Annotated in this window: 20 protein-coding genes and 2 tRNA genes; 16 read left to right on the forward strand and 6 right to left on the reverse strand. The window is 34.2% G+C overall.

The window, feature by feature from the left end:
- Positions 1 to 394: 394 nt before the first annotated feature.
- The gene (locus HOY35_RS00550) at positions 395 to 760 is read right to left on the reverse strand and encodes an ACT domain-containing protein (protein WP_172210075.1); all 366 of its coding nucleotides are present in this window, start codon (positions 758 to 760) and stop codon (positions 395 to 397) included.
- A 450-nt stretch (positions 761 to 1,210) separates the two neighbouring features.
- On the opposite strand from HOY35_RS00550, the gene HOY35_RS00555 reads away from it, so the two are divergent.
- The 4 genes from HOY35_RS00555 (at position 1,211) to HOY35_RS00570 (ending at position 4,327) form a co-directional block, all read left to right on the forward strand.
- A complete protein-coding gene (locus HOY35_RS00555) occupies positions 1,211 to 1,540 on the forward strand; it encodes a hypothetical protein (protein ID WP_172210076.1) in 330 nt (109 codons plus the stop codon).
- A gap of 94 nt (positions 1,541 to 1,634) precedes the next feature.
- A complete protein-coding gene (locus HOY35_RS00560) occupies positions 1,635 to 2,018 on the forward strand; it encodes a hypothetical protein (RefSeq protein WP_172210077.1) in 384 nt (127 codons plus the stop codon).
- 275 nt (positions 2,019 to 2,293) lie between these two features.
- Positions 2,294 to 2,659: a nuclear transport factor 2 family protein gene (locus HOY35_RS00565; RefSeq protein ID WP_172210078.1), complete on the forward strand. Its 366-nt coding sequence runs from the start codon at positions 2,294 to 2,296 to the stop codon at positions 2,657 to 2,659.
- A gap of 516 nt (positions 2,660 to 3,175) precedes the next feature.
- A complete protein-coding gene (locus HOY35_RS00570; RefSeq protein ID WP_172210079.1) occupies positions 3,176 to 4,327 on the forward strand; it encodes a MucBP domain-containing protein in 1,152 nt (383 codons plus the stop codon).
- Between the two features lie 171 nt (positions 4,328 to 4,498).
- Here the strand turns inward: HOY35_RS00570 and HOY35_RS00575 are convergent.
- A tRNA-Ser gene (locus HOY35_RS00575) sits at positions 4,499 to 4,586 on the reverse strand.
- Between the two features lie 234 nt (positions 4,587 to 4,820).
- Here HOY35_RS00575 and rsgA point away from each other — a divergent pair.
- The 10 genes from rsgA (at position 4,821) to HOY35_RS00625 (ending at position 12,909) form a co-directional block, all read left to right on the forward strand.
- A complete protein-coding gene (rsgA, locus tag HOY35_RS00580; protein WP_172210080.1) occupies positions 4,821 to 5,693 on the forward strand; it encodes a ribosome small subunit-dependent GTPase A in 873 nt (290 codons plus the stop codon).
- 12 nt (positions 5,694 to 5,705) lie between these two features.
- Positions 5,706 to 6,359 carry a ribulose-phosphate 3-epimerase gene (gene rpe / locus HOY35_RS00585; protein WP_172210081.1) on the forward strand — a complete coding sequence of 218 codons (654 nt, stop codon included), beginning with the start codon at positions 5,706 to 5,708 and terminating at the stop codon, positions 6,357 to 6,359.
- A complete protein-coding gene (locus HOY35_RS00590) occupies positions 6,352 to 6,996 on the forward strand; it encodes a thiamine diphosphokinase (protein WP_172210082.1) in 645 nt (214 codons plus the stop codon). Before rpe ends, HOY35_RS00590 begins: the two co-directional genes overlap by 8 nt.
- Positions 6,997 to 6,999: 3 nt before the next feature.
- On the forward strand, positions 7,000 to 8,160 hold the full coding sequence (locus HOY35_RS00595) for a DNA repair exonuclease (RefSeq protein WP_172210083.1): 1,161 nt from the start codon (positions 7,000 to 7,002) through the stop codon (positions 8,158 to 8,160).
- Positions 8,157 to 10,538, forward strand: coding sequence for an AAA family ATPase (locus HOY35_RS00600; RefSeq protein ID WP_172210084.1), 2,382 nt, complete (start codon positions 8,157 to 8,159; stop codon positions 10,536 to 10,538). Before HOY35_RS00595 ends, HOY35_RS00600 begins: the two co-directional genes overlap by 4 nt.
- A complete protein-coding gene (locus HOY35_RS00605) occupies positions 10,538 to 11,494 on the forward strand; it encodes a 3'-5' exoribonuclease YhaM family protein (protein ID WP_172210085.1) in 957 nt (318 codons plus the stop codon). The genes HOY35_RS00600 and HOY35_RS00605 overlap by 1 nt, the downstream gene beginning before the upstream one ends.
- A 116-nt stretch (positions 11,495 to 11,610) precedes the next feature.
- Entirely contained in the window at positions 11,611 to 11,904 is a 294-nt protein-coding gene (rpsF, locus tag HOY35_RS00610; RefSeq protein WP_172210086.1) for a 30S ribosomal protein S6, read from the forward strand.
- Between the two features lie 13 nt (positions 11,905 to 11,917).
- Entirely contained in the window at positions 11,918 to 12,409 is a 492-nt protein-coding gene (ssb, locus tag HOY35_RS00615) for a single-stranded DNA-binding protein (RefSeq protein ID WP_172210087.1), read from the forward strand.
- A 30-nt stretch (positions 12,410 to 12,439) separates the two neighbouring features.
- Positions 12,440 to 12,682, forward strand: coding sequence for a 30S ribosomal protein S18 (rpsR, locus tag HOY35_RS00620; RefSeq protein ID WP_172210088.1), 243 nt, complete (start codon positions 12,440 to 12,442; stop codon positions 12,680 to 12,682).
- A gap of 155 nt (positions 12,683 to 12,837) precedes the next feature.
- Positions 12,838 to 12,909: transfer RNA gene (locus tag HOY35_RS00625), tRNA-Arg, on the forward strand.
- A gap of 661 nt (positions 12,910 to 13,570) precedes the next feature.
- Here the strand turns inward: HOY35_RS00625 and HOY35_RS00630 are convergent.
- The 4 genes from HOY35_RS00630 to HOY35_RS00645 all read right to left on the reverse strand — a co-directional run bounded on the left by HOY35_RS00630 (position 13,571) and on the right by HOY35_RS00645 (position 16,651).
- Complete coding sequence (locus tag HOY35_RS00630) at positions 13,571 to 13,798, reverse strand: hypothetical protein (RefSeq protein ID WP_172210089.1); 228 nt, start codon at positions 13,796 to 13,798, stop codon at positions 13,571 to 13,573.
- A 424-nt stretch (positions 13,799 to 14,222) separates the two neighbouring features.
- Positions 14,223 to 14,570 (reverse strand): hypothetical protein, encoded by a 348-nt coding sequence (locus tag HOY35_RS00635; RefSeq protein ID WP_172210090.1) that lies wholly within the window; start codon positions 14,568 to 14,570, stop codon positions 14,223 to 14,225.
- Between the two features lie 660 nt (positions 14,571 to 15,230).
- A complete protein-coding gene (locus HOY35_RS00640; RefSeq protein ID WP_172210091.1) occupies positions 15,231 to 15,488 on the reverse strand; it encodes a SemiSWEET family transporter in 258 nt (85 codons plus the stop codon).
- 152 nt (positions 15,489 to 15,640) lie between these two features.
- Positions 15,641 to 16,651, reverse strand: coding sequence for a thermonuclease family protein (locus HOY35_RS00645; RefSeq protein WP_172210092.1), 1,011 nt, complete (start codon positions 16,649 to 16,651; stop codon positions 15,641 to 15,643).
- 300 nt (positions 16,652 to 16,951) lie between these two features.
- On the opposite strand from HOY35_RS00645, the gene HOY35_RS00650 reads away from it, so the two are divergent.
- Together HOY35_RS00650 and HOY35_RS00655 are read left to right on the forward strand one after the other, a co-directional pair.
- Entirely contained in the window at positions 16,952 to 18,304 is a 1,353-nt protein-coding gene (locus HOY35_RS00650; RefSeq protein WP_172210093.1) for a sodium:alanine symporter family protein, read from the forward strand.
- Positions 18,305 to 18,387: 83 nt separating this feature from the next.
- The gene (locus HOY35_RS00655) at positions 18,388 to 19,263 is read left to right on the forward strand and encodes an SPFH domain-containing protein (RefSeq protein WP_172210094.1); all 876 of its coding nucleotides are present in this window, start codon (positions 18,388 to 18,390) and stop codon (positions 19,261 to 19,263) included.
- Positions 19,264 to 19,306 lie beyond the last annotated feature (43 nt).

Below are 19,306 nucleotides of genomic sequence, written 5' to 3' on the forward strand. Positions count from 1 at the left end.
AGGTTTAAGCTATGGTTTTAATACTGCTGAGCTGAAGGGGCTATGCTGTATTTGCCAGTATTACATTAAATGATATTTCTGAAAAATATAACGGTGACACGAGCAAAAAGTTCGTGTTTTTTAGCTTGGAGGAAGGCGTTGTGATTACAAGGAAATTGATATTCTTCTAGATTGAATTAGTATTGCTAAAAAATAGAGTCATTAATTCAAGCGCCTAATAAGCATTTTTTTGCAGTAAGGCGGGGATTTCAATGAGCTAAACGGTCATTTAGTAATTTAAGCAATGATGAAACAAGCAGGCTATGATGCTTATATGCATGCGGCTGAAAAAAATTAAATATACCAAGAAATTAGCAATACAGTTTTGCACCCCTCATATTTTATGGGGGCTTTTTTATTTGATTGAGTAGCCATTATTAGAAAGAATTTTTATTGTCGGATTAAGGTCTACTTTTTTTATCAGAATATAGTCAGTATTATAGGTAGAAATTGCAAATATACTTATGTGGTTTTCTGCAAGTAAAGTTGATATTTTGGCGAGTATGCCTACCAGACTGAAATCTAAAATCCCCTCAATTTTGAGTCCAGACCAGCCATCCTCTCTGTTGATTGTTTCATCAGGAACAGCAATGGTGGGTAATACTACTGATATTTCATCTTGAGTTTTGCCAATAAAAATTGGATTGATGGATAAATCAATTCTATGTAAATTTTCAACTTGAATAACAGATAAATCAATATTTATTTTTTTTAAAATCATTATTACTCTCCCTAAGTCATTATAATAGTAAATATACTATATTTTCTATTGTTAATGAAGACAATTGATTAATAGAAAGCAATAAATTTATAATACATTGAAAGCTTTGTTAGTTGATGGATAGTCTAGAATCGTTAAAAGAGGCTGTAATTGTTTTCTAAGATCAAGAAAAATGATCCAATAAACTAATTTATTAATTCAGCATACAGTATTTTCTTGATTTGTCTTCATTATTTATAGCTTGTATCATGAAGATAAGAGATGATTTATCATAAATAAAGTTATTTTATTTATAAAATTTGGTGGAGCTAGTATAATGATTTTAGCTTTTCATGAAAATGTGATGCTTTGATTGTATGTTTTAATTACAAAATAGCCATCTCCTGCGTGATGGTTTTTTGGTTGAATAGTAGATTGAATAAAATTAACGATAAGAAAAGGGGGAATTTTATGAAATGGAATAAATATATATTTATTTTTTTCGTATCACTTGTATGCCAGTTTGGAATTATGTTGATTGCATATAAAAATCAAAAAATATTAGGAGTCATATATATTTTAATTACATTTATATGGTGCTGTATAAATGCGTATAAATTTAAATCTGAAGAAACAGAAGAAGAGTGGGTTGCACGCTTGAAGAAGGTGGATTATACACCCTTAATCGGTATTATATTCTTTTTTTTACCTGGCTATAATCATTTATATTATTTATTATTTCCAACCATTTTTATTGCCAGTATTGCTGCAATAATTTTAAAACGAGAGCTAAAAGGCTGAATTAATCAGTCTTTTTTGCTTGCAATTTTAGAAATTCAGGTTATAATTTTGTTGTGGTCGTTTCAATAATATTGAAATAGAGGAGGCTGGTTATATGAAATCACATGAGGCGCATATCAGAGAAATTGCAAATGACCCCTTAATTCGTGATTATCACGATAGGGGGATGCTGAAGTGGCAGGGGATGTATTTATCTGAACAGACAACGATGCTTAAGCAGATGAAAGAGAAGGATTGTCATGTTGTTTATCGCTATGAGCCAATGAAAACGAGAGATATAATGGATTTACTATATTTTGCTTTTGCGCATACCAAGCCTATCCTTGCTCAAGTTGGTGAAATAGACCTAGGCTGGAATCAACAGGATTATATAATAGGTATTGTTAATGGATTTGATGAAGAAAAGGTATTTATAGACAATAAATCTTATGAAATTGAAGAAATTGAGTATGTTGAGATGTACAAAAAAATTAGGTAATTCAACTTTATATTTAGTAAAATCAACAGGTATAAAATTGTTGAGCGGTCAAAAATAGCTTGGAGTTAAATGTGTTTTTGACTTCTAAGATACGGATACTGATGTAATTAATTGAGCAGGCTTCGATGGTTTGGTAGCTACAGTTCGATAAGCCAAGCTATATGTTCGCCAGTAATTGATAATTTATAATTATTATCCCTATCAACATTTGATTACGGGGATTTTTGTTTGACATAATGCCTGATTATTGATAATGATAGTTAAGAGGTGATTAAATGCTGGAAAACATTATTAATGCATATGAAAATCGATTAAGAGAAGCAATGATTCGTAGCGATATTGAAGAATTAAATCAACTATTAGCAGATGATTTAAAATTTGTCGGTCATTTTGGTCAAGTAATTACTAAAGAAGATGATATAAGATCACATCAATCTAGAGATTTTAAGATGGAAAGCATCGTGATAAACAGTCAAGATATATATATGATAGATGCTGCTGTTATCACAATTAGTGACGTTCAATTAGGGATATCAATCGGCGACCAGAATATTTTAGATCACTTAATATATACAAGAGTTTGGCAAAAAATAAACAATGATTGGAAAGTTATAAGAGGGCAAGCCACTCAGGTAAAATAGTTTTGATTTGCTTTAAGTCTCGTTTAGGCTCAGCCCTATATTATTAACTCATCCCAAATAATTAATCTTTTTCATAAACTCCTTCCACTATCAGAGATGATGGTGGTTTTTTTGGCTCAGTGTCAAATTGGACTGATTTTACTAAAATGATCAAGCTGGATATTAGGCATCCGTTTTAGGATGATTGTCTCTTTTTTTACTATTGTCAATTATCTCCAAAAAATTGCATAGCAATTTGAGTCGACTATTTAAAAAATGAATTCATGTAGTTTGTGCTGCTTGATTGTGAAAAGGGCATTCTTTGCCGGAAAGATTGGATTATTTGCAATATAAGGGTGGTTTCGTTTCAGGACGATATGTCCCTTTTATCATCTCAAGACAAATAGAAATTAGTCCGAAATATTTATCAGTTCAATTTATTATAGAGGCATTTTTTGCCTGCCTAGATAGTTTGAAGGTATTCTGATAAGATATAAATATGATTAAATACTATTCTAAGAGAATAGAGGAGGAATTATGAAAAAAAGATATCTTTCAGGTGTTCTATTATTGTTATTAACTATATTTTCTGTCAGCTTCTTAAATTCAATTCAGGTTTCTGCAGCAGAAAAAATGACTCAAGTGACATACAATTTTGTTGATTTTACTTCATTAACTCCTGAGCAAGAGAAGCAGATTGTGAGTGGTAATCCAAAGGAAGTAGCTTCAACGGATACAATAGATTATTGGTTAGTCTATAAGAAAGTTTCAGCACAATCAATTGAAAGTAATATTAGTACAGCCTCTTTGAAAGCGCTACCTAAAACTAATGAATATAAAAGTGAAAATTTATATCTTATACTTGGTGCAATGTTTATGCTTTCAGCAATTGGATTATTTATCTGGAAGAGAAAGACAATTAAAATATTACTTGTTATTTTAATTGGCAGTACGGTAATGGGGGCTACCTCAGTATTCGCAGATGTAACGACAATAAAGAATGCATTTACTGAGCAGATTGTTATGAATACTCAGATTTCTCATATACCAGAATTGATCAATGGTTATGAATATGTTGGTTATATTTCTACGGCTGCTGATTTACCTGTTCAAACCGGACAAGTGACTGTTAGGTATGCTGATCAAGGTGGTCAGCCAATTGCAGATGATGCTGTCCTTACAGGAACCATTGGTACTATCTATACGACAGCAGTCAAAAATTTTGATAATTATGAACTCGAAAGCATTCAAGGTAGTGAATCTGGAACATTTACAAGAGAAAATCAAGTCGTTACATATGTTTATGCACAGATTGGGACGATTAAAACTGTAATCGATTCATCATTAACGGCTAATTCAGAAGGACAATATAGTGTTCTAAATCCATATTATGACCCTGAGGACCCAGATAGCTTAAGCAGTATATGGGTTACTCCCGTCCGCTACGTCCTTGATGCAGACAGAACTAAAATTATTGGAGGTCAAAGCTATCGAGATAAAGTAGGCAATTTGTTTAGCTTTCCTGAAGAATATGAGGAATTTGCTGCAGTTGGTTTCTATTATATTGATAGCAAGGGTATTGAGCGATATGAGAGTAATGGTATCTTTTATAATGGCATGTCTGCTATACCTACTTCATTTTTAGCACAAGAGCAAACCATAACAATCTATCTTGGGCAACCGGGCTAGTAATGAGTGCTTCAATAATTATTTAATTTAAACTAATAATTCTTATTTTGGAATGTGGCTTCAATTTTAAAAGGCTGAAATTAATCAGCCTTTTTTTTGATAGCATATGTATTTCGTGTGTACTAAATGATTTAGAACACTTATATATTAATGCTTTAAAAGTTTGTCATAAGGAAAGTAGGGGATTTGAACCCCTGCACCACATTTCTGCGGTTCGACGGATTTCGAGTCCGTTGCATTACCACTCTGCCAACTTTCCCAAAAAACAGGAAGCATAAATTATTTGTTCCAAAGTATTATTCTACGCTTTATGAAAAATATTGCAACAAAATTTATAATAAAATAATGATGACTCTATCTTTCTTTTTTTACTGCTGAATTTTAAAAATAAAATGCTTTAAGTCGTTTATCTAATAACCGCCAGATATGGTAAAATAAGAGAGAATAGTTTGCAATTTCAAATTTTTATTCATTTAGATAGATTGGAGAACAGTTGCAGGGAACGATCATAAAATCATTAAGTGGCTTTTATTACATTGAACATCAAGGAGAGGTATATCAGACCAGAGGACGTGGTAATTTTAGAAAGCGAAAGATTACACCTTTAGTGGGTGATTATTGTGAATTTGAGTCAACGAGCATTACAGATGGCTATTTATTGGAAATATTACCCAGAAAAAATGAATTAATTAGACCGCCAGTTGCCAATGTTGATATTGGTGTTGTTGTGATTAGTGCTGTTGAACCAAAATTTTCTAGCAATTTACTGGATAGATTCCTAGTTATTCTGGAATCTAAAAGTATTCAACCAATAATCTATATTTCTAAAACAGACTTGGTCACTAATCAAGCAGATATGATCGTCATGCAAAAGGAATATCAAAAAATTGGCTATCAGGTTTGTTTGGATTACTCAGAATTAGAAGCAATAAAATCGGAATTTACAGATAAAATTACTGTTTTTATTGGTCAAACGGGTGCTGGGAAATCAACATTGATTAATCAAATTGACGAGCAGCTCAATCTGGCAACCGGAGCAATTTCTAAGCATTTGGGACGGGGTAAGCATACAACACGCCATGTTGAGCTACATGAGGTTTTGGGTGGTTTAATTGCAGATACTCCGGGTTTTTCATCAATTGATTTACGCGAGATTGAAGCCAATCAATTAGCAGGCTACTTCATTGAAATTTCAGAATATGGGCGTTTGTGTAAATTTCGTGCTTGTACGCATACGCATGAGCCGGATTGTGCTGTTAAAAAAGCAGTTGAGCATCAGGAAATCGCCACCTTTAGATATGAAAATTACTTACAGCTATTAAATGAAATAGAGCAAAGAAAACCGGTTTATAATAAAAGAAAGTAGGAAAAAATGAACATGAAAATTGCACCGTCGATCTTAAGTGCGGATTTTGCGAATCTACAGCGTGATATTGAACTAGTTGAAGCTGCAGGCGCAGACTATATCCATGTGGATGTTATGGATGGCCACTTCGTAAATAATATTACGCTAGGACCAAATATTGTTTCCGCAATTCGACCAGTTACTAAATTACCCTTAGATTGTCACCTGATGATCGCTAATCCTGAAAAATATATCAATGATTTTGCGAAGGCTGGTGCCGATATTATTACGATTCACGTTGAGGCAACGAATCATATCTATGGCGCTTTGCAACAAATTAAAACTGCCGGCTCAAAACCAGCCGTTGTTTTAAATCCAGGCACACCAATTTCAAGTATTATTGATGTCTTACATTTAGTAGACCAAGTCTTGGTAATGACTGTTAACCCAGGCTTTGGTGGACAAAGCTTTATCTATGAATGCTTAGAAAAGGTTGCCTTTTTAGCCCAATATAAAAAAGAGCATCAGCTGAATTTTGATATTGAGGTTGATGGTGGGGTGGATGATCAAACGATTTCAGCCTGTCAAAAGGCTGGTGCAAATATTTTTGTTGCAGGGAGTTATATTTATAATGCTAATAATCCAGCCAAGCAAATTGCGCAATTAAAGGCTAAGCTTAATGACTAAAGTGGTTATTATTGTTGCTGGAATGGTTGATTATTTGCCACGCGAGGAAGCCATATATATTGGTGTTGACTATGGCGCTTTATTTTTAGTTAATAATCAATTTCCAGTTGCTTTTTCGGTTGGAGATTATGATTCACTGACTGTTCAAGAGTTCAATTTGATTAAACAGCAAATACCAGAAATTCATCAAACGATAGCAGAAAAAGACGAGACTGATACACAGCTTGCTTTGCGTTTAGCTATAGAAAGATATCCACAAGCAAAATTTATCATTTATGGCGGAACAGGTGGTCGTTTAGATCATTTTTTGGCTAATTTATTTTTACCGCTGGAACCGCGCTTCAAGCCATTTGCTGAACAAATAGAAATGTTTGATGCTCAAAACAAAATTCGTTATTTTTTACAGGGAACTCATCATTTAACACCAAATACAGCATATCGTTATTTGGCATTTATTCCATTGATTGCAACGAGCAGCTTTGAAATAAGTGGCGCCAGATATGAATTAGAAAAAACAGATGTGTTAGTGCCAACGAGCTATGCGAGCAACGAGTTTATCGGTCAACCTGTGACCTTTAGTTTTTCTGAAGGTCTTGTTTGTGTAATTGAAAGCAATGATAGAACTAAGTTGAGGTAATACATGAAATTTTTACATATTGCAGATTTACATTTAGATCGGGCATTTGAGGGGATCACAGCTGAAAATCTTCCTGATCGGACAATTATTTGGCATGATATCGTTGCTGCGGCAATTGAAAATCAGGTCGACTTTGTTATCTTAGCAGGAGATAATTTTCATCAAAGTCGTCCATCGTTTATGATTCAAAAATTATTTTTTGACGGCCTAAAAAAACTAGAAGAAAAATCAATTGCTGTATTTTTAATTTTTGGCAATCATGATTATATTCGTAAAAATCAAATGATTGAAGCCTTTCCACGTAATGTCTATGCGGTAATGGGAGAAGCTGTCGAAACAACGACCTTAAGTCTGACTTCTGGAGAAACTGTTGCGATTTCAGGGTTTTCATATCAGCAGCCCTGGATTAATGAGTCAAAAGCATCTGAATTTCCAGTAAGATCGACAGCCGATTTTCATATTGGCGTTTATCATGGAGAATTAGGTAGTGCAAACTATGCACCATTTACATTAACTGAGTTGAATGAAAAAAATTACGATTATTGGGCCTTGGGACATATTCATGTGCCAACTCAGCTTGCAGATAATATTTATTATTCAGGTACGCCTTTAGGACATAATCGAAAGGAAACAAGCTCAGGTGTTAATTTAGTTAAGCTTACAAAAACAGAATTAAGTGTTGAAGCGTTGAATTTAGCAAAAGTAATTTGGCGGGACTTGATAATTCCTCTGCAATCGACAGCTTTAGACAGTGCAATTTTAGAGATTAATCAAGCAATTTTAGCTGAGGCGCAGTCAAATACTCAAACTATTTTCTTCTCGATATTGCTAGAAGAAGTTGGGGACTATGCCGAAGAATTAGTGAGGCGGCTTCAATCTGGCGAATTGCAGGAGCTCCTCAGTGCTTATACAAAGCAATTAGTGGTTAAAATTAAAATTCTTAGTTTTAAGCTGGAACAATCAAGAACTGAACTACCTCTTTCCTTAGAAAGGCTAGAGCATTTAATTGCTCAACTAGATTTAAATCAGCTTGTATTGCCATTATCAAATAATAAAATAATTCAAGATAATCACCTGATAGAAGACACAATGTTATCGGAGATTAAAGAGGAGATTGGACAGCAATTACGACTAGATTTTGATTTTAAGGAGGTGGATGAATGAAGCTTGAAAAAATCGAAATCTTTGGTTTTGGAAAATTTTCAGATAAAACAATCTCCTTTTCAGAGAAGCAATTAATTTTTGGTGAAAATGAGGCTGGAAAATCAACAATTTTTAATTTTATTAAATTCATGATTTTTGGCTTCAAGGCAAAGGACAAAACACATCGTGATTTTAAGCCCTTAGAGCATCCGATTTATGGTGGTCGCTTAACATTGTCTGATTTTGATGATTTTTATATCATTCAAAGAAGTGGTGTTAATAACCGTAGTAATAAGTTAGAGCTGCTTATTGAAAAAAATGGGCAAGCAATTAGTGAAGCTGAATGGTTATCTTATCTTGCGCCGATGAATCAGGATTTATTTGAAAAGGTTTATACGATTAGTCAGGATAATTTAGAGCTTCATGCCGAAAAAGATATGGGTGAGGAGGAGTTAGAAAATTTATGGCGGGTGACTGCTTCTACTGGTACTCAGGAGCTGACTGAAAAAATTGTCGAATTAAATAAGTCATTACCAGAATTGTATAAACCGACAGGCAAGAATCCAGCACTAAACCAAAAACTAACTCAATTGGTCACGATTAATCAGCAGATTGAATTGAAGCTTGCTGAAATTGAACAGTTTAAACCAAATGTCGAGGCAATCGAACAATTGGATAACGAAATTGTTGAGCTTCAAGGACGGCTGGCTGTATTAGCTGAACAAGTGAATCGTCTGCGACAGCAGCGAGATTATCAGAGTGATTATGAGATTTATCAACAGCTAAAAATGATTGACTTTAACCAGATCTTATCGGAAGAAGCTGCTGATAAATTAAAAGTATTCGAACAAAAATTGCAGAGCGAAACGCTTATTCAAAACAGCTTAGATAATGACTTGACCGAAGCCAATCAGGCTTATCAATCGCTACAGACTAAAGAATTAGCTTTCTATCAGCAATCAGAAGCAAAGATAAACGAGTTAAGGGCTGAATTTCCCGAAATCTACGGTTTTTTAAGTAATCAAGAGGTACTGGAAAATCAGTATATTCAAAAAGAAGCGCAGCGCAAAAAATTTCTTGATGTCAATCAGCTAGAAAATACAGAGTCATATTCAAATGAGACATTAGCAATGCTGGCAAAAAGTGAAAACCAGAGTAATCGTCGGTTTTCAATCACTAAAATGGTAATTTTTTTAGCCTTAGCCTTCTTTTTATTTATTCTACTAAGCAATCATTTGCCTTTAGCGATTATTTTAGCTTTAATTGTGATTTTGATTGGCTATGTTTTTGCTGCCATGTCGAGCCCAAAAGAGTTAGATTCTGCTGTTACTTTTGCTGAGGCGACGTCAATAAATCAACAGCTTCAACAGCTAGAGCAGTATGATCAAGAATTAGATGAATTGGACAGTCAGCTAGAGGAAAGTCAGCATCAAATTCACTTTTTTGTTAATGAGCTTGCTTACTTTGATGACCGGGTATTTAATGCTGACTTAGGTTTAAAAGAAAAAATGAGGGCACTTGAACAGTTTGCACAGGAATCGACGATGCGGTTAAATCAAATTCAGCTTTTAGCGATTGACGAAAAACGGAATAAACAAAAACGACAGCAATTAAAGCTAGAAAAGCTTAAGCAAGAAAATCCTAATTATCAGCAGCTGGCGGCGCAATTGGAAAATCAAAAAACGTTAATTAATCAAAAGATGCAGCTTCAAATTCTACAAAAACGGCTGGCACAATATTTTAATTTAGCTGAGTCAGTTGATTTTTCTTTGCTATTTAAAGAGATGGTTGAAAAACAGAATATTTTATCTAGTAACCAGATTAAACTTGACCAATTGCGTGATAAAAAAAGTCAATTGACAAGTGAAATTCAATTTCTACAAACAGATGATTCGTTAGATAATTTATATCAAAAACAATCTAATCTTGCAGCAGAAATTGAAATTTTAGTCAAGGAATGGTCAGTAAAAAGTGGGCTGGTAGAGCTATATCAGCTGATTTTGGCTAATCTTTCGGAGGTTACTCTACCAGAGATTTTGGGCTTGGCTAGAGATCAATTTATTGAATTAACTGATAATCGCTATCGAGATATACGTTTGGAAAAACAGGTGCTAATTGTTGAAACAGCGAGCTGTAAAGAATTACGAGTATTGGATTTATCAACTGGGACAAAGGATCAATTACTTTTGGCTTTACGCTTTGCTTTGATTAAATCCAAAGCATTGAATTTTCCAGTTTTTGTTGATGATGCCTTTTTACGGTATGATAAAATGCGTAAAGAGCGTGTCTTTCAATTATTCGAGCGTTATCATGAGGCGCAGCTGATTATTTTCACGAGTGATCTAGGATTAAAACTATTTTTTGAAGCAAATAAAGAAGCAGTAGAGGTGCTAAATTAATGAAGAAATTAAAAGATTTGAAAATAGACGAGCATTTTGAGACATATTTATTGATTAAAACAGCAGAGCTCAGAAGGACTAAGGCTGGTAAAGATTATCTTGCTTTTACCTTTCAAGATGAAACGGGTCAAATTGACGGCAAGCTTTGGGATGCGCAGCCAATTTTTGTAGAACGCTTTAAAGCAGGTGTTGTCGTTAATATTAAGGGTAAAAAAGAGCTTTATAATGGCATGCCACAGCTAAATCAAATTACTCTGCAATTAGCCAATAATATCAATCTTCGACCAGAAGACTTTAAAGAAAAGCCCCCTGTTAATGTCGAAAAATTAAGAGAAGAAATGACGCAGACTATTTTTGATATTAAAAATCCAATATGGAATCGAATTGTTCGCCACTTGCTGAAAAAATATGATGAAGAATTTTTTTCATATCCTGCGGCAAAAACGAATCATCATGCTTTTGAGACGGGGCTTGCCTATCATACCTTGACTATGGTAAAAATTGCACGTGCTTTGAGTGAAATTTATCCTGAGCTGAATGCCTCATTACTTTATTCAGGCATTATTTTACATGACTTGGCTAAGGTGATAGAACTTTCAGGAGCTAATAATACAGAATATACACTTCGAGGTAATTTAATTGGACATATTGTTTTAATTGATGAAGAAATATCTAAGGCGATTATTGAATTGAATATTGATGAGAATCGAGAAGATGTCTTGATTTTACGTCATGTTATTTTGAGTCATCATGGTTTATTAGAATATGGTTCTCCTGTTCGACCTAAGCTAATGGAGGCAGAAATCATTCATCAGATTGATAACTTGGATGCAACGATGCAAATGTTAAGTGGTGCATTACGCCAAGTATCACCTGGAGAAACCACCTCGCGTGTTTTCGCTTTGGATAATCGTAATTTTTATAAGCCTACTTTTAAAGATGGTGTTTCTGACTAAAAAACACTTGAAATTTGATAGATATTGGCGTACAATAGTTAATTGTGAGTAATTAAGTTTACTCCTTTCTCTAGACAAATGCTTTAGAGACATAGACCAAAAGGAGGTGTAAATCAATGACAAAGTACGAAATTTTATACATTATTCGTCCAAACATTGATGAAGAAGCAAAAACAGCTTTAGTTGAGCGTTTTGATTCAATTCTTAAAGACAACGGTGCTGCAACTGTTGAATCTAAAGACTGGGAAAAACGTCGCTTAGCTTATGAGATTGGTGATTTCCGTGAAGGATTGTACCGTATCATTAATGTTGAAGCTCCTTCAGATGCGCAAGCAATCAATGAATTTGATCGTTTGGCAAAAATCAATGATGACATTTTACGTCACATGATTGTGAAGTTAGAAGCTTAACAGAGGTGCTTAAATGATAAATAACGTTGTATTAGTAGGTCGTTTAACTAAAGATCCTGAATTACGCTATACTGCGAGTGGTGTTGCTACGGCAAGTTTTACACTTGCTGTCAATCGTCAGTTTAAAAATCAAGCTGGTGAAAGAGAGGCAGACTTTATTCGTTGTGTGATTTGGCGTCAGTCTGCAGAAAATTTTTCAAGCTGGGCTAAAAAAGGTGCTTTAATTGGTGTAACAGGTCGGATTCAAACAGGAAGTTATGATAATAACCAAGGTCAGCGTGTTTACACAACAGACGTGGTTGTCGATAATTTCCAAATGTTAGAATCACGAGCAGCTCGTGGAGAATCTCAAGGTTTTTCAGCGCCGCAGCAAAACAATACATACAATAACAACAATAATTCATATCAGGCACAGGATACTCAAAAAGCGCCGGATTTTGGGCGTGAAGAGAATCCATTCGGTACGAGTCCAATTGAAATATCGGATGATGATTTACCATTTTAATAAGATAAGAAACTAAAGGAGGAATGACCAATGGCTCAACCACAACGTCGTGGTGGTATGCGTCGTCGTAAAAAAGTTGACTTTATTGCGGCTAACCATATTGACTATGTTGACTATAAAGACGTTAAATTATTAGAACGTTTCATCTCAGAACGTGGTAAAATTTTACCTCGTCGCGTGACAGGAACTTCTGCTAAAAACCAACGTAAAGTAACAATCGCGATTAAACGCGCTCGCGTAATGGGATTACTTCCATTCGTAAGCGAAGACTAATCATTAAATATCAGCGATTTGGATTTTCCAAATCGCTTTTTCTTTTTTATCTTAGCTTAAATTGGCTATTATGCTTATCTGGAACTTTGAATTAAAGTTGCATTTTCAGATTGATATCGGTAAAATAGAGAAGGTTAATTTTTCATAATTGTTAAGCGTCCTTAGTGTAATGGATATCACGGAAGATTCCGGTTCTTCAGATAGGGGTTCGATTCCCTTAGGACGCATATAAAGCCCTTATATATCAGCGTTTACAATTGATATGTACAAAATGCGTGCCAAATTATTTCAAGTCAGGAGACAATTTCAGAGATTGTACTTCTGATTTTTTCATTTTCTCTTTCTTCTAATTCTTTGATAGCGTGTGTACAAGCCTCCATCGTTACAGCTAAACTTTTATGCCCAAGATGTTTAGAAGCAGCTAATATATTTACACCATTGTCAATTAAAACAGAGTCATTGGTGTGTCTTAGTGCATGCATAGTTATCAGATTTATTTGTAATTGAGAACCCAATTTTTAAATTTATTGTTTGCGGCATTAGCGTTGCGAGCTGGAGCGTATTTTACATATCTGTGAAAGTAGTAATGATTATTACAATGGCATATACAAGGACAGAAAAAATGGTTATTCCAGACCCAATATTTTTTAATATTTTAAACTTTGTGGATAATCCAATAAGCAGAACAACTAAACCAATAACAAATATCGTGAACATAATTAAAGTAAATCCCATAAGTAACGCTCCCTATTGTTTTTGATTTCAGAATATCAGAATTTTGAGTTAGAAAGCGATTTATAAAGGATTTTTAACAGGAGTTAGGCGAGAAAGAAGTAGCAACGAGAGACAAGTAAAAAAAGCACTCTAATCATAGAGTACTCAATATTTTTATCTACTAGGAATATCCTTAACTGCTGTCTCTAAATCTGTATAAACCCTGAGAGCATTTTGCATCATTGGATGATGGTTATGGAGTTTAAAAGCATCAGCCATTCCTATAAGAACATAGCCAATTTTTATTTGTGTCCGTGTTCTTTGGTTTTCAAAAGCGTGGCGTTCCGACAGATATAATACATTGTCGCTCTCGTAAATTTTTACAGGATATCGTTTTTTCATATTACCACTTCCTTCCTGTCATTACAGCATGACATATATTAGAGAAAATAGATATAAATAGTCGTAATAATATTGATAACTTAATGTTTAATAAATATGTAGGTAGGGAATGAAGTACATCCTGAATAATAGACAATAGCCTCCTCAATTAAGAGGAAGCTATCTAACTAGTAAATATTTATATTCTAAAGTTGACGGATACTATTACGTGAAATTAATTATTTTTCATTTAAACGACACACTCCCAAACCGCTAGTGCATCCTTGTAGCCCTTTAGCTACGCCAGTGTGAATAAAATCTTCAAAACAATTTAAAGTGTCGCATAAAAATATTGTTCGTTTAAGTTAATTGTAAAGCATCCATCTCAAAATAACAAATGATAGTTAAGAAAAATTAATAAACAGGAGGCAAACGATGAGTGAAGCTATTTATCAATTATATAAAAAATCAAGCTATACATCCCTGTATAAAATAAAGCTAAAAGTATTAATAAAAATAATGTTGATAAATCGACAAAAGACTTATCAAGTAAATTTTCTAAAATTTTCCAAATCAGAGTTAATAGAAAGGCGCATGATAATCTAATTTTTGTATTCTTAGATATTTGATATGAAATAATCCCGATTCCTATCATTAGATAATTAATGTATATCGAAGAATCTAAGCCAATAGTGACTAATTGAATGATTGCAGCAAGTGTTGTACCAGATATAAAACCAAATAACATGGCATATTTTTTATTTTGAGATAGCACATTAATAAATTTTTTCATAGGAACCACCTTTCTTTGATTAGAATTATATCATCTTAATATTTATATACATAATAATAACTTAAACGTGAGGCAGATGATAAGTGAATTGAGTAAATAAAAAGAGATACCGAAGTATCTCATGATTATTTTAATATCAAATAAAGCCATAAAACATAAACGAGAACATTTCCGATTAATGGTAAGACGATTTTTTCAGATGACTTTAAAAAAAATGAACAAATCATAATCGTTGTCATGATGGCACGCACTTTAGTACGTAGGGTTACCGATAATGTTTTAAGATAGATTATCTAAAAATCTCAAAATTGTTCAAATAGATATATTATTCGTTCAGACAGAAAGCATCTAACTGAACAAAAGAATGACTTGTCTTTTTCACAGTTTTAATCAGAGAGAGTATGCATCTTGCTAGACAGGCTTTCTCTCTTAAAACTGTTCAAATAGATACGTCATCCGGTCAGACAGAAAACGTCTGACTATATAAACGAATGACTCGTCTATTTTTCACAGTTTTAATCAGAGAGAGTAAGCACCTTGCTTTATGATTTTTTTACGAGGCAGTTTAATACCTTTTTCTACGTCATTAAACGTCTTTTGTCTCAAACTTCCTATTTCGTTTACTGTTCAAAAACATCAGGCTAGCTTAAAGCCGCATTATCATAATAGTGCGGTAATAACTGTCAGGATACCAAAAATAATACCCGGAAAATTTGCAATAATAACTGGCCAGTCTTTTTTTTCTTTTCTAAAGCCATATAAAACCCAAAGTGTGCAGTTTAAGGCAGCGACTGCGGGTTGAATAAAGCCCGATTTATCACCAGTTAGATTGCCATAGATTTGAGGTATATAAGAGACGTACATCAATATTGCGGTGATCGTTGCAATTGTTCCTAGTGAAATTTTTTTTTCCTTCATTTTAACTTCCTTCGCTATTTAGAACCTTCAAAAAATAATATACTAATTTAGTATAACATTCAAAAGTTTATCATGACAAATTTGGAAGAGTGATTGTAGCTTTATTTTGATAGCGATTTGACATGATAGGTGGAATGTTAAACGAAAGCTTATTATTTTTCGGGTGCTCGATAGCCAGCTTGCTCGGCCTCTGAAATGGTTTTGAACATGGCGACAGGTTTAGTTGTTCGAGCGTAATAGGTGCTGCCAGGAACATGGTAGATACCACTGCTGCTGCCTTTAATAGTACCCTGTCCATTGGCATCAACATATTGCACTTCATCTGAGCTAGCTTGCTGCGGTGTCTGCCTTTGTGCTTCGATCGCCGCTTCTTGCGCCTGCTGCTGAGCTACGATTCTTTGTTTTTCGACCTCTTGCTCTCTTGCTGTGATGGCATCGTTAATAGTCGATAAGCGAGCAGCTAATCCAGTATTTCCATTAGGAATAGCTTGAACGGCACTGATTGCTACATTATAGTTCTCACGCGTTTGATTAGCTTCTACCTGGTTGACTGCCGCTGTTGCTGTTTCTATTAACGCTTCTTTTTCCTTAGCGGCATTGTAGACTGTAACATCAAAGCCATTATCAGTAGTGTAGCCATCAACACTCCAGATACCAATTTTTTCAGCTTTTGCTTTAGATTGAACTTCTTGGAGTAGCTTAAGCTGTGTATTGTTGTTTTTATCGTCTGCTTTAACGCGTGCTAGACCTTCTTTGACTAAAGTCTCCTGTAATAACTTACCGTCTAACCAAACATACATCAAATCATTTTTTTGTTCGTCCTGATGCTGACCATGATCATATTCAACTTTAATTTCCTTTGCTGCTTTGATTAAGTTTTCACTTCTTACCTTCGCCTCATTTGAAAAAGGTTGGTTCGCTGCAGCTTCTGGTGTATCAATCAATAGAAATCTGACTGCTGTCTTTTTTTGATTATAATTGAATATGGCACTTTCTCCGTCAATGACCTTAGATAGCTTCGCTTGATAATTTGTTTTTGCTTTCTTAGTACTGGCTGTGCTTTGATTTGTCGGATTTTTTGCTTGCGTATCGCCACAACCACTTACAATTAAAAATGATAAAAATGCCGTTATAATCCCAAATAATACTTTTCTTTGTTTCATAATACTTCCTTTTTATTTTATTTAAAACATAATAATAAATAATTATAAAGTAAGTTGATTTTATTATAGAAAAATTATTAAAAATGTTTTATATCGATAATATAGCATAAGCTGTGTACTGATAATAGATAAAAATATTTTATTTATATAAAAATAAAATATTATAAAATGAGCTGCATTATTCTATTTTAAAATAAAATTATTAAATTTGCTTAATAAATTAAGCTCAATTATGATACAATCGTTATTAATAGTCATAATTTTTATGGCTGAATTATTATTTTGAAAGGTTAGGTATTTATGGAATTTATCAATTTAATCCGTGACTTTTTATGGGATTATATTATCATTGCTTTATTAATTTTTGCGGGACTTTTCTTTTCATTTCAAACAAGATTTGTTCAATTTCGTAAGCTAAGGGAGAGCTTTAAATTAACTTTCGGTAACATTAGCTTCAGAGGTGCAAAAGCAGGTGAAGAAGGAATGACCTCCTTTCAATCGTTAATGACTTCGATTGCTGCACAGATTGGGACAGGAAATTTAGCTGGTGTAGCGACAGCTATGGTCTTAGGTGGTCCAGGCTCTGTTCTTTGGATGTGGGTGAGCGCACTTTTGGGTATGGCAATTATTTATGCAGAAGCTACGCTTGCGCAAACCTACCGTGAGAAGCGTGGTAATGAAATTGTGGGTGGTCCAGTTTATTATATTAAAGCCGCTTTTAAGGGCCGACTTGGTCGTTATTCGGCAATTATTTTTTCGGTATTATTAATTTTAGCGCTTGGTTTTATGGGAAATATGGTGCAATCAAATTCAGTCGGTCAAGCGATGCAAGCTGCATTTGGTATTTCACCTATTATTACTGGTATTATTCTAGGCTTAGCCAGTTTATATGTTTTTTTAGGTGGCACACAACGTGTTGCGGCGGTTACTGAGAAAGTAGTCCCAATAATGGCTGTTTTTTTTGCTGTAATTTCAATCATTGTTGTTGCTATTAATTTTCGCCAAATTCCTGCTGCTCTTACTGATATTTTTGTGGGTGCATTTAAGCCTGAAGCAGTTTTAGGTGGCGTTTTAGGAGTTGGTATTAAAGAGAGTATCCGCTTTGGGATTGCTCGTGGCTTGTTCACGCACGAAGCAGGGATGGGCTCGACGCCACACGCCCATGCACTAGCACGAGTTTCACATCCAGCTAAGCAGGGCTTGGTTGCGATGATGGGTGTTTTTATTGATACAATTATTCTGTTGCCAATGACAGTTTTTGTTATTTTAACAACTGATTCCTTGGGTGTAACCAAGGATGGTGCTTTTTTAGACGGTATTGAATTGACTCAATATGCTTATTCGCTTACTCTAGGTAGTTTTGGCTATCCATTTATTGCAATTTGTGTTGCCTTATTTGCTTATGCAACACTGATTGGCTGGTATTTTTTTGGCGAGGCCAATGTTAAATATTTATTTGGTAAGAAGGCGGTACCGGTTTATGCGGTCTTAGTGGCAATTTTTATTGCAATCGGCAGTAGCTTAAAGGTTGAATTTGTTTGGAGTATGGCTGATTTATTTAATGGCTTAATGATTATTCCAAATATTCTTGCAATGTTTGTTTTATATAAAGTGGTCAAAAAAGCGAGTCGGGAATATGATAATTTAGATTAATTGCTTTTAAATGACATTCATACGCTAATCGTCGTATACTAATGAATAGGCAATCTATTTATTTAAATCAGGAGGTTATTGGAATGCAGGAGAAAAAAGTTTGGAAGGTTAATGGTTATCTAGGTTTAATAATCTTATTATTAATCACTCTTTATGGTATTTATTCTATTATTATGGGAGCCGCTGATGATTATCAGCCAGAAGTAACTAAGATAATTATTGGAATTGTACTATTACTGATTGCTTATCTCTTTTTGACTTCTATGACGGTCGTCTCACCGAATCAAGCAAAAGTACTAACATTTTTTGGGAAATATCTAGGAACAATTCGTTCTAACGGATTATTTATGACGGTACCTTTGACTAATAAACGTGTGATCTCACTCAAGGTACGGAATTTCAGTACGAATACCTTAAAGGTTAATGATATTGATGGTAATCCAATTGATATTGCTGCAGTAGTGGTTTTTAAGGTAGTTAATACAGCTAAGGCATTGTTTGATGTTGATTATTATGATTCCTTTGTTGAAATCCAAAGTGAGACAGCAGTGCGACATGTTGCAACAAAATATCCATATGACTCAAATGATGATGCTGAAATTACACTTCGTTCAAATGTCGAGGATATCTCTAAGGAGCTTTCACAGGAGCTACAGGAGCGTTTAGAGGTAGCAGGTGTCGAGGTGATAGATGTCCGAATCAGTCATTTAGCATATGCAACGGAAATTGCTGGTGCGATGCTGCAAAAGCAACAGGCTAAGGCTGTTTTAAGTGCTCGTCAATTAATTGTAGAGGGGGCAGTTTCAATGACTCAATCGGCGATTGAGCAAATGGAAAATTCTGGTAAGCTTGAGCTTTCTCCAGATGCCAAGGTACAATTAGTTAATAATTTATTAGTTTCAATTATTTCAGATAAGGGTGCACAGCCAATTATTAGTACAGATAGTGTTGAAAATTAAAAAGCAAAACGACCACCAGAAATGTATTTTTGGGGTGGTCGTT

The sequence above is a fragment of the Enterococcus sp. MMGLQ5-1 genome (assembly GCF_013155265.1).
Classification (GTDB): domain Bacteria; phylum Bacillota; class Bacilli; order Lactobacillales; family Streptococcaceae; genus MMGLQ5-1.

Excerpts from the sequence above, each read along its gene's own strand:
- HOY35_RS00550 (WP_172210075.1), bottom strand. The coding sequence starts at position 760 with ATGATTTTAAAAAAAATAAATATTGATTTATCTGTTATTCAAGTTGAA.
- HOY35_RS00555 (WP_172210076.1), top strand. The coding sequence starts at position 1,211 with ATGAAATGGAATAAATATATATTTATTTTTTTCGTATCACTTGTATGC.
- HOY35_RS00560 (WP_172210077.1), top strand. The coding sequence starts at position 1,635 with ATGAAATCACATGAGGCGCATATCAGAGAAATTGCAAATGACCCCTTA.
- HOY35_RS00565 (WP_172210078.1), top strand. The coding sequence starts at position 2,294 with ATGCTGGAAAACATTATTAATGCATATGAAAATCGATTAAGAGAAGCA.
- HOY35_RS00570 (WP_172210079.1), top strand. The coding sequence starts at position 3,176 with ATGAAAAAAAGATATCTTTCAGGTGTTCTATTATTGTTATTAACTATA.
- rpe (WP_172210081.1), top strand. The coding sequence starts at position 5,706 with ATGAAAATTGCACCGTCGATCTTAAGTGCGGATTTTGCGAATCTACAG.
- HOY35_RS00590 (WP_172210082.1), top strand. The coding sequence starts at position 6,352 with ATGACTAAAGTGGTTATTATTGTTGCTGGAATGGTTGATTATTTGCCA.
- HOY35_RS00595 (WP_172210083.1), top strand. The coding sequence starts at position 7,000 with ATGAAATTTTTACATATTGCAGATTTACATTTAGATCGGGCATTTGAG.
- HOY35_RS00600 (WP_172210084.1), top strand. The coding sequence starts at position 8,157 with ATGAAGCTTGAAAAAATCGAAATCTTTGGTTTTGGAAAATTTTCAGAT.
- HOY35_RS00605 (WP_172210085.1), top strand. The coding sequence starts at position 10,538 with ATGAAGAAATTAAAAGATTTGAAAATAGACGAGCATTTTGAGACATAT.
- rpsF (WP_172210086.1), top strand. The coding sequence starts at position 11,611 with ATGACAAAGTACGAAATTTTATACATTATTCGTCCAAACATTGATGAA.
- ssb (WP_172210087.1), top strand. The coding sequence starts at position 11,918 with ATGATAAATAACGTTGTATTAGTAGGTCGTTTAACTAAAGATCCTGAA.
- rpsR (WP_172210088.1), top strand. The coding sequence starts at position 12,440 with ATGGCTCAACCACAACGTCGTGGTGGTATGCGTCGTCGTAAAAAAGTT.
- HOY35_RS00630 (WP_172210089.1), bottom strand. The coding sequence starts at position 13,798 with ATGAAAAAACGATATCCTGTAAAAATTTACGAGAGCGACAATGTATTA.
- HOY35_RS00635 (WP_172210090.1), bottom strand. The coding sequence starts at position 14,570 with ATGAAAAAATTTATTAATGTGCTATCTCAAAATAAAAAATATGCCATG.
- HOY35_RS00640 (WP_172210091.1), bottom strand. The coding sequence starts at position 15,488 with ATGAAGGAAAAAAAAATTTCACTAGGAACAATTGCAACGATCACCGCA.
- HOY35_RS00645 (WP_172210092.1), bottom strand. The coding sequence starts at position 16,651 with ATGAAACAAAGAAAAGTATTATTTGGGATTATAACGGCATTTTTATCA.
- HOY35_RS00650 (WP_172210093.1), top strand. The coding sequence starts at position 16,952 with ATGGAATTTATCAATTTAATCCGTGACTTTTTATGGGATTATATTATC.
- HOY35_RS00655 (WP_172210094.1), top strand. The coding sequence starts at position 18,388 with ATGCAGGAGAAAAAAGTTTGGAAGGTTAATGGTTATCTAGGTTTAATA.